Raw genomic sequence first — 13064 nt, 5'->3', positions numbered from 1 at the left:
GAAAAATGGGTGAAAGAAAATGGAGAGCACTAGACCATTGTGAAAATAAACGGTTCAGTGGTAGAGACGTATGGCAAGAAGCTGATCAAATAGCTGCTACTGAACAAAAATCTTTTGAGAAAATTATTGTTAAAGATTCAGAAGGTGTTAGAGTACAAACGACAGATACTCAAATTGCAGCGACCATTCAAGTAGCTTTACAGATAGCTATTGCAGTAGTGGTCCGTATTACAATCGGTGATAACACACAAGGAGACAGCGTTGTTGAAGAACTGAAACAATTTGCTAGTATTAAACAAAAAAATTCTCAAAAAACAATTATTGAAAACTCTACAAATGTAAATGTTACAGCTACTGACACAGATATCGCTGTAAATCTTCAAGTACTACTACAAGTACTAATTGCTATTTTAGTTACACTTGACATCCTTTAATATGTAACTAACCTTCCGAGCGTAAAAACAAGGAAGGGAAATTATTGTAATCCTATATAGGAAAACAGAATAAAGAGGAGTTTTTATTCTGTGAATGCATTTAGCTAAATTTATTCGTGCATGTTTTAGTAAATAAAAGAAAGTAAAAAAGCCTTCGCGTTTGTAAATGCGAAGACTTTTTTATTACATAAAATTGAACAATATTCTTAATCCGAATAAGCAACTCCATTGAAACTTTCTGGTCCAACCCTCACAGTTCCTAGGATGTTAGAAGTGATGAAAGCTGTGTAAATTAAAAGATTAGAAGCTGGCTTTGGTACATTAAAATCTGAAGCAGTAAATGTGAAAAGTTGTGGTCCTAAAAGGTTGATGTTTAGGGACTCAGATGAAGAGTAGACAATAGGATCGCTGAAGGCAGTACCTCTTACGATAGTGATTGTAACAGTAGTTGCGACGGGGAGAAGGGGTAACTGGCAAGCTACAGTACCACTTAATTGAGTACGAATAGGACCTGTAGCACTTGTAACGTTGAGGCCAATTTGACCGAATAGACCCGGATTGGAGAGAAGCGTAATAGGGATAGAAATAGAGTTAGCTATACTAGCATTTTGAGATGTTCTAGAATCTAATAATATCGTCATGGTATTTTTTAACCTCCTTTCTATGTACTACTACTATATGAAATGGTGACCTGTAGTGATTGGACAAACTAATTACCTTATAGGGTTATTTAAACTGTTATTAATTAGATTAACATCTGATTAAGGATTCTTTTAATGAGAAAGTGTTTAAATTTAAACCATACATACTGAGAGATACACATAGAATGATCATATGTAAAGCAATAATTAGGTGTCAGGAAAACAGCTTAATGAGGTCTCATGATGGTTAGAATTCTCAAAGGCGGAGGAGTATATATGAAGGATATTCATGTATTTTTAATTGGATATGTAAATTCAAGTTCAATAAAGAAAGCTATAGATTCGTTGCATCTTATTAATAATCGTATAGATGAAATTATTATCTTGGACATACCGGAGACTTTAAACCAATTAGGATTGACTTTTGAAGATGCAAAGACAAAATGTATGAACTTACTTGATAATGATTTAGGGTTAACATTAAACCATCACATTCAATCACTGTCTTGTGAATATGTCATGTTCTTGTATAGTTATGATTACTTAGATAATAGTATTACGAAGCATCAATTAACATTAGGTGATGAGAAAGTTGTGATGACTTACGATATCACAATTAATAATAAAGTTATACAGCGACCGTTTTTGTCGAAGGCTTCTTTTCTCCAACAAAATCCCTTCTTTTCAAGATGCCACGTTCCATTTAAAGAATCTGTTCTTCCATCTTGGCTTTCAACAGTAGATGAGCTATCTATCGCTTCTTCACCAACTAAATTAGTTAATCAAACATTCATAGATAAAACCAGTAGTAATCTTCAAAAGTTAAATTTTATAGAGAAGTATCAGCAAAGGTTAGAGAAACAGAACTTAGCTCCTTCAATTGCTGTTATTATAGCTAATTACAATATGGCTAATTATGTAGGAATAGCTATTAACTCGTGTATTCTGCAAAGTAGCCCTCCAGAACAAATAATAGTAGTTGATGATGGATCAAACGATCATTCTCTGGAGATTATAAAAGAGTTCAAAAATGCTCCAGGTTTTAGATTTTTTAGTAAAAATAACGCTGGAAAGGCAAGGGCTCTCAATGCAGTTCTTCCATACGTAGAAACAGAATTTGTAATGGAGTTAGATGCCGATGACTGGCTAGACCCAGATGCTTGTTACACTGTAAAAAGAGATTTAGAGAATTTAAATGAAGATGTAGCTGTTCTCTACGGGAATCTAAGAGCATGGAAGCAGAACGGAGAAGAAAATATAAGGTATAAAGGAGTAAGGAAAGGACGTTCAGTTTTTAATAGAAATGACCTTCTTTCTTATGTATTTCCTTTAGGGCCTCGCATCTATCGTACATTAACTCTAAAGGACAATAACGGGTTTCCTTTAACTGATTTCGAAGACGGACGAATGTATGAGGATGTAAGCGTGTTGAATGATTTAATAAAAACACATCGCTTGTTATATAGAGATATGACAGTTTATAACGTAAGGGAACATCCGTTAAGTATTACGAAAAAAAATCACTCCAATTGGAGTGATTTCTTAAAATATCTTGACTAGTTTACGCAACCGGTGAAATTTTAATTGAAGTAATTGATGGAAGAGCAATAGTTAAAGGAAGAGTAGTTCCGCCATATCCATATCCCACAGTTTGAAGGATTGTAATAAGGCCATTTGTTACAGCAGTGATAATTCCTTCAACAAAGCCATCTGCTAGTGCAATTTCGACTGGTGTACCAATACGCTTTGTTAATTCAGCTACTAAAGTACTTTCAAACATAGTATGACTCCTTCCTTAAAGTGATGATACTGTTTCAACTTTAGAAAGTGGGATATAGTTTAACGATCCGTCACTTTCGGCAACTGCCACGTAGTCCGATAAAACAGCAAGTAAAACACCTGTAATGGTTTCATTCGGTGTAGATATTTGAACTGTTTGATTAACACGATTTTTTAAGTCGTTTCTAATCGGGGCTGAACCAGATGAAATTGGTAGCCCTGCTAATATGGAGAGAAGATTTCTCAAAAGATCACTAGCAGAAGTAGTAGTAGTGCTTACAAGACCTGTAGTAGTGTTTAAGATATCAGTTGTAGTTGTATTAACGGTGTTTAAAAGACCAGTTGTAGTTGTATTAACAGTATTTAAAAGATCTGTTACAACAGTAGTAGGATTAATAGTATTTAAAGCGTTGGTTACAGTAGTAGCAGGGTTGACAGCATTTAAAAGATCTGTGGCAGAAGTAGTAGTTGTGTTGACTGTTTGGGGTAATGTAAGCAGGTTTCTTAACAACGCTGCTCTTGCTTCACTTGATAGTGCCAATAGAATTCATCCTTTCTTAAAGCAAAATTTTTGCATTATTATCTATGTTTTATAATATGCTTATCCGATTTCATGGTGCTCGGCGCTTTACCTAATTTAGCTAAAAATCCGCATTTCTTATAGAAGAAACAAAAACTAAATTGCTATTAAGAGTGCTCTTTATATTTTAGCGCTAGTAGTTCCATTACGTGTTTATGACGATTGATTACAACTTTATTTTCTTCTTTTATTAAAGAAGCATATTTTTTACTTCCCATACTTTCATGTATCCTTGATAACAAAAGAGGGTGAGGAATGTATTGCAAATCGAATATTTGAATGATTCGCAGCCATAAGTCATAGTCATGAGTATAAAGAAGCGTCTCATCGAAAAGATCGACATGGTCAAATACACTTTTATGAATCATAATTGAACAGCCATTGATAATATTTCCTTTACTTATTCGAGTGATGAGATCTAATTTATTCAATGTTTGAATGCCTAAAGGTGGACTAATAATTCGTCCTCTATAGTTAATAGCATAGTAATTGGTGTGACTAAAAAGGACATTGTTAGTTTGCATGGACTCTAATTGTATAGCGATTTTTTGATAATCATAAATATCATCAGAACTTAGCCAGCATATATAATCACCCGTTGCTTGTTGAATTCCTCTATTTAAAGCACTTGCTGTCCCACCATTTTCCTTAGTTATATATGAAATTTTATCTAAATAAGGAGGGATTTTATCTGTATGCTGAGTAGCTCCATCATTTACTACTATAATCTCAATATTGGTGTATGTCTGTTTAATTAAGCTATCCAATGCATGATTAATATAAGGACAATTAAAGAAAGGTACTATAATAGATACTTTTGACATATTCACTTCTCCTTTCAAGAAGTAATAACAAATGTTTAATTTTAACTTTTGGTTTATAAATTAACAAATTAAAATCGCATTTATTAACATATGTAACACGTTTTACATATGAAATAGAAGTTTATTAATTCTAAATGTAAAGGTGGAGAGGGAAAATGAATATATTATTTGTGTTTTATGTTCCTAGTGGAGGAGTAGAGACATTAAATCGTCAGAGGTGTAAAGCCCTTAAAAAGTACAACATTAATGCTCATTGCCTTTATTATGAAAATAGAAAGAAAAGCATAAATGACCATGGTACTCAAACGTTTGTAACGAATGAAGATAGTGAAATAAAAAAAATATTAGATGAAGGCAATTACAGTCTTATCGTCATTGTCTCAGATTTTCAAGCTTTACCTCGTTTTAGATCGCTTGGGTATCAAGGGAAAATGATTATAGAAATACAGGGATATGGGCCAAAAAGTACAGCAAAATCTGTTCTTACAGATGCTATACCTCTTGTCACTAACTATGCTGCGGGCTTCCTTAATCCTAAGACTCCCCATATTATGCAATTATTAGATGAACTTTACCCCTCGTTTCCAAAATTTAGTTTTAACAATTGTTTTGATACTAATCAGTTTTCCTATAAAGCTGTGCCTACCAGTCATCAGCCTAACATTGCGTGGATTGGGAGAATTGAAGATAATAAGAACTGGAGAGAGTTTCTAAAAATAGGTAGCGAATTAATCCAAAACTATAATTCAGACATAAGATTACATATGTTTGAAGATCCTACTTTAAGCGAAGCTAAAGAAAGAGCTCAATTTGAAAAATTAATTAAACAGTTAAATTTAGAAAAACAACTTTTTCTTCACGCAAATGTTCCGAATGATCAAATGGCAGTTTATTTTTCTATGATAGGAGAATCAGGGGGATTTTTATGCTCCACTTCAAAGGTAGAAGGAGCTCCATACTCTCTTCTTGAGGCGATGAGCTGTAAATGTCCTGTTTTGACAACTGACTCCGATGGTGTAAGAAGTTCAATTATCCATAATAAGACAGGGAAATATTATACATTAGGTGACATTAATGAAGCTATTAAAGAGGCAAAGGAGTTAATGACAGATTCCCAGTTAAGAGAACAAATCCGCATAAATGCTTTTGAACATGTAAAGATAAACTTCAGTCCAGATTTATACTGTGTAAATTTTGTTTCAATGGTTCAATCATTAGGACTAAATCATAGTAGTTAGATAAAATACCAGATCTGTTTTAGGATCTGGTATTTTATTTTTCTTCATCTTCTGTGTGAAGCCTTTTTGCTTGTTCATACAGTGACAGAAAATTATTAACCATTTTGTTAAGATCCCATTTATCTTTAGCCCATTCTTTTGTACAAGAAGCTAGCTGTTTGCGAAGAAAATCGTTTGCAAGCAAATATCTTAATTGTTCGCACAGTTCATAAATATTGCCTACAGAAGAGACTAAACCACTTCTTCCGACTTCAACCATTTCAGGCAAGCCAGCCGTATTGCTAATAAGAACTGGAAGACCCGTAAGCTGAGCTTCCATAACAGAATAAGGCTGAGTATCGTGAATGCTAGGATGAACAAAAATATCAGCTTCTCTGAGGAAATGGAGAACGTTATTTGAAACACCTAAAAATCTAACCTTATCTTTTAGTCCTAAGTTTGTGCATTGTTTTTCTAATTCTCCTTTAATTTCACCTTCTCCCAGTATCCAGCATTCCCAATCTTGTCTGTCCTCTTTCAAGAGGGCGAGAGCATCCAGTAGGTGTTGAACTCCTTTTAAATAAACGAGCCTTCCCATGTACAAAATAATTTTTTTACTCTGTTTAGGTCCTATAAGAGGTTTCTCATTGGAATCTACAAGGAAGTTTTGATTATTAATTCCATATGGAAAGGTAACAATTTTGTTTGAAGAAATAGAAAAATTATCCACTATGTTATGAGACATCCATCTAGTTGGACTATGAATAAAGTCACTCGCTTGATATCCTAGCTTCTCAATTATTTGATGATATTGATATTCAAATGTAGCCTCTATTTGTTCGTCTGTTTTGTGAGGGTGCATGGTTTTAAGTGTGAAAAAAATATCACGTGAGAGATTTCCAAGGGCACTAGTAACAAGTGGAATATGAGAAGGTTTAACTCTATTTATAGCGTTTGCTGCTGTGACATCTAGTGCGTGTATAAGATCATATTGTTTAAGATTGTAATATGCTGCGGAGAGTTCTAAGCTATAACGGAATAATTCAGTGTTGTATATCCAGCTCTTCATTGGAAGTGAAGGAAGCTCAGTGGCTAATTTTTCTTCAATATAGGGGGAAAGCTCATCAATTTCTATTTCTGGTTTTTGGCCAATGATGCGATATTTATTTAAATCAGGCGTCTGACTAAGGATATGCACGGTATGACCTAAATTATTAAGTGAATTTTGGAGGGAGGATACAAATGTCCAAACACCTCCGGTATAAGGAAGTGGGTAATAGGAAACTAATAAAATCTTCATTTTATAATCATCCTTTAATTATTTTCTCTCTATTCAATAGGCAAGAGGGAGGGATAAGAATTTTTGGCTTGTAAAACAGCTCATTGGGTATGAGTAAGAATTATATTCACAACTTCAGGATCAGGTATCTTATAATCTATGGGTAATTTAGTTTTTACCTCATTTAAAAACTTAATTAATTTTTCATCAAATAACGAATTGTTACCATCCTTCATTTATGTCCCTTCTTTACATAGAAATTGTAGAAAACAATATTTACTTAAAGTGTTATAAACTTACAACTTTCTATTTACTATAATATGTCCAAAATTTTTAATTGGCACGGACGAGTGCATACTATTGTTAGGTAAATACACTATCAAAATTACTGGGCAAAATTTCCTCTTACAAAGTGTATTAATTTAAGTATCAATACAGATTTGTATGTAATAAACTTTACACATCTCAATGTAAAGTCATTTAGAATAAGTAATAATTATATTTTCTTACTATATACTCCATTTTTAAAATCTAAGCCACCAACGTGAATGTTTATAGAGTTATTTATGGTAAGGAAGTGGGAGGATATAGTGAGCAATTACAGAGAAATAACTGCGCCCTAATCTTATGACGGATCCGATTGGAATTTACGCATATATTTTTCTAGTAGGGGACGATAGTGGAACTCAATAGTTTTCATTTCTTCTCTCATCTCATTCTGATATCTGCTAGTGCCTGAGTTTTCATGCGAACGAAATTTTGTAAGTGCTTCATCATAATAATGGATTTCATAACCATTGACCAGCATACGAAACCACATCTCATAATCATGAGTATAACGAAAATCCGGAGAGAAAATCCCAATTTTTTCAAAAATATTCTTTTTTATAAGAATAGTACATCCGTTGATAGCATTGTAAGTTAAGTATGCATTATATACTTCTTCTAAATTTGAGAAACGCTTACAACACCATGGTATTAAAATTTGATTATCTTTATTAATATAGTCAAAGTTAGTAAAGCTGGCATCTATGTTCTTTTGCTTCATAAAGTTCAATTGTTTAGAAATCTTTTCAGGAACATAGTAATCATCTGAACTTAACCAGGCTATATACTCTCCTGTAGCAGCAAATAAACCAGTATTTATTGCAGTTGCCGTCCCTCCATTTTCTTTTCTTATATAAACAATTTTATCTTTAAAGGAATTAACCTTCTCAGTGTAAGTCGTAGAACCATCGTCTACTACAATTACTTCGATATTTTCATACGTTTGATTTAAGGCACTTTTGATTGCTTGATCGACAAAGGCACAGTTATAAAAAGGAATAATTATTGATACTTTTGGATCCATTGTTTCCCCTCCAAAAAATTGTATTATAACACAAGTGAAACATAGTCTGAACCATTAGTGTTACAGATACATAAAAGCTAGAGATTATAAAGTTAAGTTCATTAATGGAATCACACTCTTGATTAGAATATGCATAAACCTTCTTAAGTGACATGCTTTCTTAGAAACTTCATTAATATAAAAGTCCTGGTTTTATGGGAGAATCAGTATTGTCTACGTCATATAAATCTGAATTTTCGTAAAGCCGAGTAGATAATTATAATGAGAGAAAGACTCTCTAACGATAATAGTCAACAATGTCCCTGATAGTAGATTCTATGGTAATGGTTGGTTGCCAACCCAACTTGGTTAATGCTGTAGGATTTAAAGTGGTGAAATTATTTAACGGACTTTTATTATCTACTTTTACTTGGAATTGAACGGGAGTTATCTTTTTAAATATATTTATAATATCTTCTAAAGAATAGCTTTTTCCAGAGGAGACATTGTATAAACAGCCAGTTTCTCCTTTTCTAAGCAGAAGCTCATAAGCTCTAACAGCATCTCGTACGTCTAAGAAGTCAAAACGATTATTTAAATTACTCACATTCAGATACTTTTCCTCTTCTTCTTTCTCCATATCTGCAATCTTTTTAGCAAAAATTGAACAAACTCCTTTAGAGAAACCTGGACCTATAAGATTTGATGGTTTAGCGACAACAATATTCATATTATATAGATTGGACCAAAATTGAGAAATGAGGGTTTGAATGGTCTTACTCAAGCCATATGGATGATTAAAAGTTGCTGGAGATGTTGGATCAAACTGAAGAGCTGAACCTACAATAACAGCTTTACAGGAAGGCATTTCTTTTCTAAGAGCATCAAGTAAGTATGCTGTAGCCATTGCATTTACTTCTAAAGATTGAATGGGATTATCCCAGGATGACCCTACAGTATTTTGACCTGCTAAATGAAGGAGGTAGTCGGGTTTGGTTGTTGAAATCAACTTCTTTACTGACTCATTATTAGATAGATCACAAGTTCTGCACTTAATTTTCTTATGAGAAAAAGAATTTGCGTTTGTGATAGCTATGACATCAAACTCTAATTTCGAAAAAAAATTACATGCATGATATCCAGTAAATCCACTAGCACCGGTAATTAGTAATGTAGGTTTCTTATCCATTAATGACACCTCACCTTAAATAATAAGAAGAATTTAATAAATAAAACTTATTATTAGATGTATGCTAAAAAAGCTAAATATTTCATCCGCTGCCCGATAGGTCACTATCACAAAACATAGGGTGAAAATACGGGCAGAGGTCTATAACATTAACAAATTCCATGAATACCTATATAGAGAGACTTTTAGAACGTGAATGTTATGAAAAGAGGAGAGGTTATAATGAAAATACTGCTTGCTACATTTTGGGAAGTTCCCCATGTAGGTGGAGTTTGGAATTATATGCAGCAATTAAAGCAGGAGCTTGAAGGGTTAGGTCATGAAGTAGATTTACTTGGACATGGAATTGGAAATAAATCAGTTCATATTGTTAATAGAAACCTTGAAATAGTTAAAGATGAGCTATCGTTATTAGAAGAATTGGAACAACATGAAAAAAATAATCCTATTTTATATAAAGATCCAGTAGTAAAATTCTATGAAAAAGAACGTATTGGTTATACAAGGGGAGTTGCTCGTTTAGATATCAACCAATATGATTTAATTCACACACAAGATGTTGTAGCAACTGCATGTATTCGTTCCTTAAAGACTATTACTACGCCTATGGTAGCCACTATACATGGTTGTGTTGCTCATGAATTAAATCGATACGTCAAAGATATTTTGAAGGCCCCTACGGCTGATATAGCTACTAAATATTTTAATGAACTTGAACATACAGGTGCCATGGCTGCTGATTGTACCATAGTAGCGAATAATTGGTTAAAAGAAATTTTAATTCAAGAATTTGGCGTTGAAGAGGCTCAACTTAAAGTATTCCATTACGGGTATGATATTGCTTCTTTTTTTAAACGAATGCAGACTCCATCTAAGATTCATCCGCCAGTGGGTCAACAAGTAATTATTTATACGGGAAGATTAGCTGAAATTAAAGGCATTCATCATTTACTAACAGCCCTTAGTGAATTAAAAAAAATAAAAAAAGGGTGGGTATGCTGGATAGTCGGAGATGGAGATCAAAAAGCTGAGTTAAAAGCTCAGAGTAGAGCACTAGGTTTAGGAAAAAGAGTTCTATTTTTAGGTAATAGAAATGACGTTCCTGCTTTACTCTCCCTTGCTAACATTTTTGTTTTACCAAGTCTTATAGAAAATCAACCTTTATCAGTCATTGAAGCTCAAATTGCAAAAAAACCTGTAATAGTAAGTGATGCGGGGGGATTGCCTGAAATGGTTCAGCACGGCTCTACAGGATTAATTTCTCCTGCGGGGAATACCACATTATTATGTAAAAACCTTTATGATTTACTAATAAATGCGACATATAGAGATAAGTTAGGAGCAAATGCTCAAGAATGGGCTTTAAAGCATTGGTCTCAAAAAGATGCGGTTCAAAAGATCTTAGAGGTTTATGAAAATGTTCTTTCGTATAAAGACCGTTAAACCTGTAAGTAAGTCAAAAAAGGAATCCAAATGCTTTTTTGAAATAGATTGGGTGGGTAACTTATACAGGAGCCTTATAGGTGACATATACTATTAAAACTTGAAAGAGGAGAGAATAGTATATGAAGGCTGTAGTGACTGGCGGAGCAGGATTTATTGGTTCCCACCTTGTAGAAGAGCTCATTAGACAAGATTTTAATGTGCACATAATTGATAACTTGATTTCCGGAAAGTATGACAACATACACCCTCTTGCTACTTTGCATATCGAAGATATATGCAGTGATAAAGCGAAACAAATTATTGTAGATGAAAAGCCCGATGTAGTATTTCACTTAGCTGCTCAGGCAGATGTTTCACGATCTATTCAAGATCCTCAATACGACGCAGATGTGAATGTGCAAGGGACTATAAACCTGCTGGAAGCTTGTAGGGATGCTTCAGTGAATAAGTTTATCTTTGCGTCTACTTCAGCTGTATATGGAAATTTACAAAAAGAATTAATTACCGAGCAGGATTTAACTCTTCCTGTCTCTTATTATGGATTGTCCAAATTGACTGCTGAATCATATATACGGTTGTTCCACTATTTATATGGTTTACAGTATACAATTCTCCGATATGGAAACGTATACGGGCCAAGGCAGACACCAAAAGGAGAAGGGGGAGTAGTAGCAGTATTTTTAGAAAGGTTGAAAAAGGGTCTTTCTTTTAACATTCATGGTGATGGTGAACAAACACGTGATTTCATATATGTAAAAGATATTGTTCAAGCTAATATTGCAGCTATTGAGAAAGGCCATCAAGAGATTGTTCATGCTAGTACTACAAAAAAAACTTCTGTAAATGATTTATTGAAAAACCTTGAGTATATTCATGGTTCCAATATCGATGTTGTTTATACGGAAGGAAGGCCCGGCGATATTAAACATAGTTGTCTTGATAGTAAAAAAGCAAGAAAACTATTAAAATGGTCTTCAAAAGTATCTGTTTTAGAAGGATTAAAGGAAACGTATATTTTTTCTAGTGAAAAAGGTTAATTCCAAAAAAATTCCGCGTTCCTTAAAGTAGCTGTCTATTTTATTAATTATATGCTCATTAGCCCTAACATTTTAGAAGAGGTCTGCATTTAATGTTATATATAGACTTGTACAATACGATTCTTTAAGGGGCAACCAATATGAAATTAGAAGGAATAAAAGGACCATATAGTGCCATTTTTAGTTTAGGCGACTTATGTTTGACGTCTATTCAACTAAGAGAAAACAACCTAAGAAACTTTGCGGGGATTTTGGATTGGGTATCCTCACACGATTTAAAAAAGGTCAACCTTCTTTTGAAAAATCAGTTTGCTGACTTTTTAAATCCAAACAATTTAAAGATAATCCAATATGTATCCGAATGGGATTTATTGGTGTGGGATGAGGTTTATAATATAGGGTTTAACCACGATTTTAAGACTGATAAAAATACACTTTCTCACTTAGGAGGATACGAAGAGGTTAAAGAAAAGTACGATAGGAGAATTCAACGATTTTTAGAGAAATTATCTACTGGACAGCGTATTCTGTTTATTAGAACCGAAGCTAGCCGTGAAGAAGCTGCAGAGCTTGAGCGTATTTTATCTACTATGATTAAAAATGACTTTAGCATTCTAATTATTAATCATACGGATGTAAATGAGTTAGTTGAAAAAGAGTGGTCGCTAAATAAAGTTTGTGTTATTGAATTACCAAATCAAGATAAATGGAATGCAAATAATCATTATTGGAAAAGGATACTTGATGGTGTTTCCCTTTTATAGGTACGTTAGATATCTTTTTAATGTGCTTATAAAAGGCTACATTTTTGTGTTTATAGCTTCACATTAAGCAATTTGAGTAAGAGGAATACTTCTTTATGGGTCTCTCTATCATAACGTGCCATTATTGCTTACCACGCATACTCACCTGCCTTTTGAAACCTGCCTGAAAATCCAATACTAACCATACATATAGCCGTTACAGAATAATAATGGACAAGTTACATTACTTGAAATTGTTGCAGTCTAACAAAACACCTTTCTCTTGAAGATATTAGGGTGCTTTTCGAGGTGCCTCTAAAAAGAAGAAATGTATAGAGAAAATAATTTATTATCTAGTTAAGGAGGGGAAGGGTGTGAGTCAACAGCAAATGGAGTCAAAGGATATACACAATACGACTTCGAGACAACGCTATCGGATTATAACAGGGGCATTTGTTGATAAGGTTATAGCAGAACAAGTTGCAAAAGAAATAAAAGAACGTTATGGTCTTACCGCATATGTTATACCTGAGCATGTTGAAAAATCTGGTTCTGGTTTTTAATG

General features: G+C 33.5%; 14 protein-coding genes. 7 read left to right on the top strand and 7 right to left on the bottom strand.

From position 1 onward, the window contains the following. The first annotated feature begins 5 nt into the window (after nt 1-5). Entirely contained in the window at nt 6-434 is a 429-nt protein-coding gene (locus LJC66_RS26885; protein WP_230933868.1) for a spore coat protein, read from the top strand. 206 nt (nt 435-640) lie between these two features. Here the strand turns inward: LJC66_RS26885 and LJC66_RS26880 are convergent, their stop codons facing one another. Further along, a complete protein-coding gene (locus LJC66_RS26880) occupies nt 641-1075 on the bottom strand; it encodes a hypothetical protein (RefSeq protein ID WP_230933867.1) in 435 nt (144 codons plus the stop codon). Nucleotides 1076-1351: 276 nt separating this feature from the next. Between LJC66_RS26880 and LJC66_RS26875 the strand changes: the two genes are divergently transcribed. Further along, nucleotides 1352-2635, top strand: coding sequence for a glycosyltransferase family 2 protein (locus tag LJC66_RS26875; protein ID WP_230933866.1), 1284 nt, complete (start codon nt 1352-1354; stop codon nt 2633-2635). A gap of 1 nt (nt 2636) precedes the next feature. Here LJC66_RS26875 and LJC66_RS26870 read toward each other — a convergent pair whose 3' ends face one another. The 3 genes from LJC66_RS26870 to LJC66_RS26860 form a co-directional block, all read right to left on the bottom strand. After that, a complete protein-coding gene (locus LJC66_RS26870; RefSeq protein WP_014462120.1) occupies nt 2637-2855 on the bottom strand; it encodes a hypothetical protein in 219 nt (72 codons plus the stop codon). 15 nt (nt 2856-2870) lie between these two features. Then, the gene (locus tag LJC66_RS26865) at nt 2871-3395 is read right to left on the bottom strand and encodes a DUF2642 domain-containing protein (RefSeq protein ID WP_230933865.1); all 525 of its coding nucleotides are present in this window, start codon (nt 3393-3395) and stop codon (nt 2871-2873) included. A gap of 146 nt (nt 3396-3541) precedes the next feature. Continuing rightward, a complete protein-coding gene (locus LJC66_RS26860) occupies nt 3542-4258 on the bottom strand; it encodes a glycosyltransferase family 2 protein (protein WP_230933864.1) in 717 nt (238 codons plus the stop codon). 155 nt (nt 4259-4413) lie between these two features. Between LJC66_RS26860 and LJC66_RS26855 the strand changes: the two genes are divergently transcribed. Further along, the gene (locus LJC66_RS26855) at nt 4414-5496 is read left to right on the top strand and encodes a glycosyltransferase family 4 protein (protein ID WP_230933863.1); all 1083 of its coding nucleotides are present in this window, start codon (nt 4414-4416) and stop codon (nt 5494-5496) included. Between the two features lie 34 nt (nt 5497-5530). On the opposite strand, the gene LJC66_RS26850 is transcribed toward LJC66_RS26855, so the two are convergent. The 3 genes from LJC66_RS26850 to LJC66_RS26840 all read right to left on the bottom strand — a co-directional run bounded on the left by LJC66_RS26850 (nt 5531) and on the right by LJC66_RS26840 (nt 9273). Then, a complete protein-coding gene (locus tag LJC66_RS26850; protein ID WP_230933862.1) occupies nt 5531-6775 on the bottom strand; it encodes a glycosyltransferase family 4 protein in 1245 nt (414 codons plus the stop codon). 604 nt (nt 6776-7379) lie between these two features. Beyond that, nucleotides 7380-8105: a glycosyltransferase gene (locus LJC66_RS26845; protein ID WP_060747052.1), complete on the bottom strand. Its 726-nt coding sequence runs from the start codon at nt 8103-8105 to the stop codon at nt 7380-7382. Between the two features lie 277 nt (nt 8106-8382). Then, the gene (locus LJC66_RS26840) at nt 8383-9273 is read right to left on the bottom strand and encodes an NAD-dependent epimerase/dehydratase family protein (protein WP_230933861.1); all 891 of its coding nucleotides are present in this window, start codon (nt 9271-9273) and stop codon (nt 8383-8385) included. Nucleotides 9274-9495: 222 nt separating this feature from the next. Between LJC66_RS26840 and LJC66_RS26835 the strand changes: the two genes are divergently transcribed. From LJC66_RS26835 to LJC66_RS26820, 4 genes are all read left to right on the top strand, one after another. Next, nucleotides 9496-10716 (top strand): glycosyltransferase family 4 protein, encoded by a 1221-nt coding sequence (locus tag LJC66_RS26835; protein ID WP_230933860.1) that lies wholly within the window; start codon nt 9496-9498, stop codon nt 10714-10716. A gap of 122 nt (nt 10717-10838) precedes the next feature. After that, nucleotides 10839-11756, top strand: coding sequence for an NAD-dependent epimerase/dehydratase family protein (locus LJC66_RS26830; RefSeq protein ID WP_230933859.1), 918 nt, complete (start codon nt 10839-10841; stop codon nt 11754-11756). A 140-nt stretch (nt 11757-11896) separates the two neighbouring features. After that, complete coding sequence (locus tag LJC66_RS26825) at nt 11897-12520, top strand: DUF1796 family putative cysteine peptidase (protein WP_060747056.1); 624 nt, start codon at nt 11897-11899, stop codon at nt 12518-12520. Nucleotides 12521-12873: 353 nt separating this feature from the next. Continuing rightward, nucleotides 12874-13062, top strand: a complete 189-nt coding sequence (locus tag LJC66_RS26820) for an SPOR domain-containing protein (protein WP_230933858.1) — start codon at nt 12874-12876, stop codon at nt 13060-13062. Nucleotides 13063-13064: the final 2 nt, after the last annotated feature.

The organism is Priestia sp. TSO9, assembly GCF_021029645.1.
In the GTDB taxonomy this organism is placed as follows: Bacteria; Bacillota; Bacilli; order Bacillales; family Bacillaceae_H; genus Priestia; species Priestia megaterium_E.
Note: the sequence above shows the minus strand (reverse complement) of the source record. Positions and strands in the feature narration are given on the sequence as shown.

Bases quoted from the DNA above. Each gene is read 5' to 3' on its own strand.
- LJC66_RS26850 (WP_230933862.1), bottom strand. From the start codon at position 6,775: ATGAAGATTTTATTAGTTTCCTATTACCCACTTCCTTATACCGGAGGT.
- LJC66_RS26880 (WP_230933867.1), bottom strand. From the start codon at position 1,075: ATGACGATATTATTAGATTCTAGAACATCTCAAAATGCTAGTATAGCT.
- LJC66_RS26875 (WP_230933866.1), top strand. From the start codon at position 1,352: ATGAAGGATATTCATGTATTTTTAATTGGATATGTAAATTCAAGTTCA.
- LJC66_RS26870 (WP_014462120.1), bottom strand. From the start codon at position 2,855: ATGTTTGAAAGTACTTTAGTAGCTGAATTAACAAAGCGTATTGGTACA.
- LJC66_RS26885 (WP_230933868.1), top strand. From the start codon at position 6: ATGGGTGAAAGAAAATGGAGAGCACTAGACCATTGTGAAAATAAACGG.
- LJC66_RS26860 (WP_230933864.1), bottom strand. From the start codon at position 4,258: ATGTCAAAAGTATCTATTATAGTACCTTTCTTTAATTGTCCTTATATT.
- LJC66_RS26845 (WP_060747052.1), bottom strand. From the start codon at position 8,105: ATGGATCCAAAAGTATCAATAATTATTCCTTTTTATAACTGTGCCTTT.
- LJC66_RS26855 (WP_230933863.1), top strand. From the start codon at position 4,414: ATGAATATATTATTTGTGTTTTATGTTCCTAGTGGAGGAGTAGAGACA.
- LJC66_RS26840 (WP_230933861.1), bottom strand. From the start codon at position 9,273: ATGGATAAGAAACCTACATTACTAATTACCGGTGCTAGTGGATTTACT.
- LJC66_RS26830 (WP_230933859.1), top strand. From the start codon at position 10,839: ATGAAGGCTGTAGTGACTGGCGGAGCAGGATTTATTGGTTCCCACCTT.
- LJC66_RS26825 (WP_060747056.1), top strand. From the start codon at position 11,897: ATGAAATTAGAAGGAATAAAAGGACCATATAGTGCCATTTTTAGTTTA.
- LJC66_RS26835 (WP_230933860.1), top strand. From the start codon at position 9,496: ATGAAAATACTGCTTGCTACATTTTGGGAAGTTCCCCATGTAGGTGGA.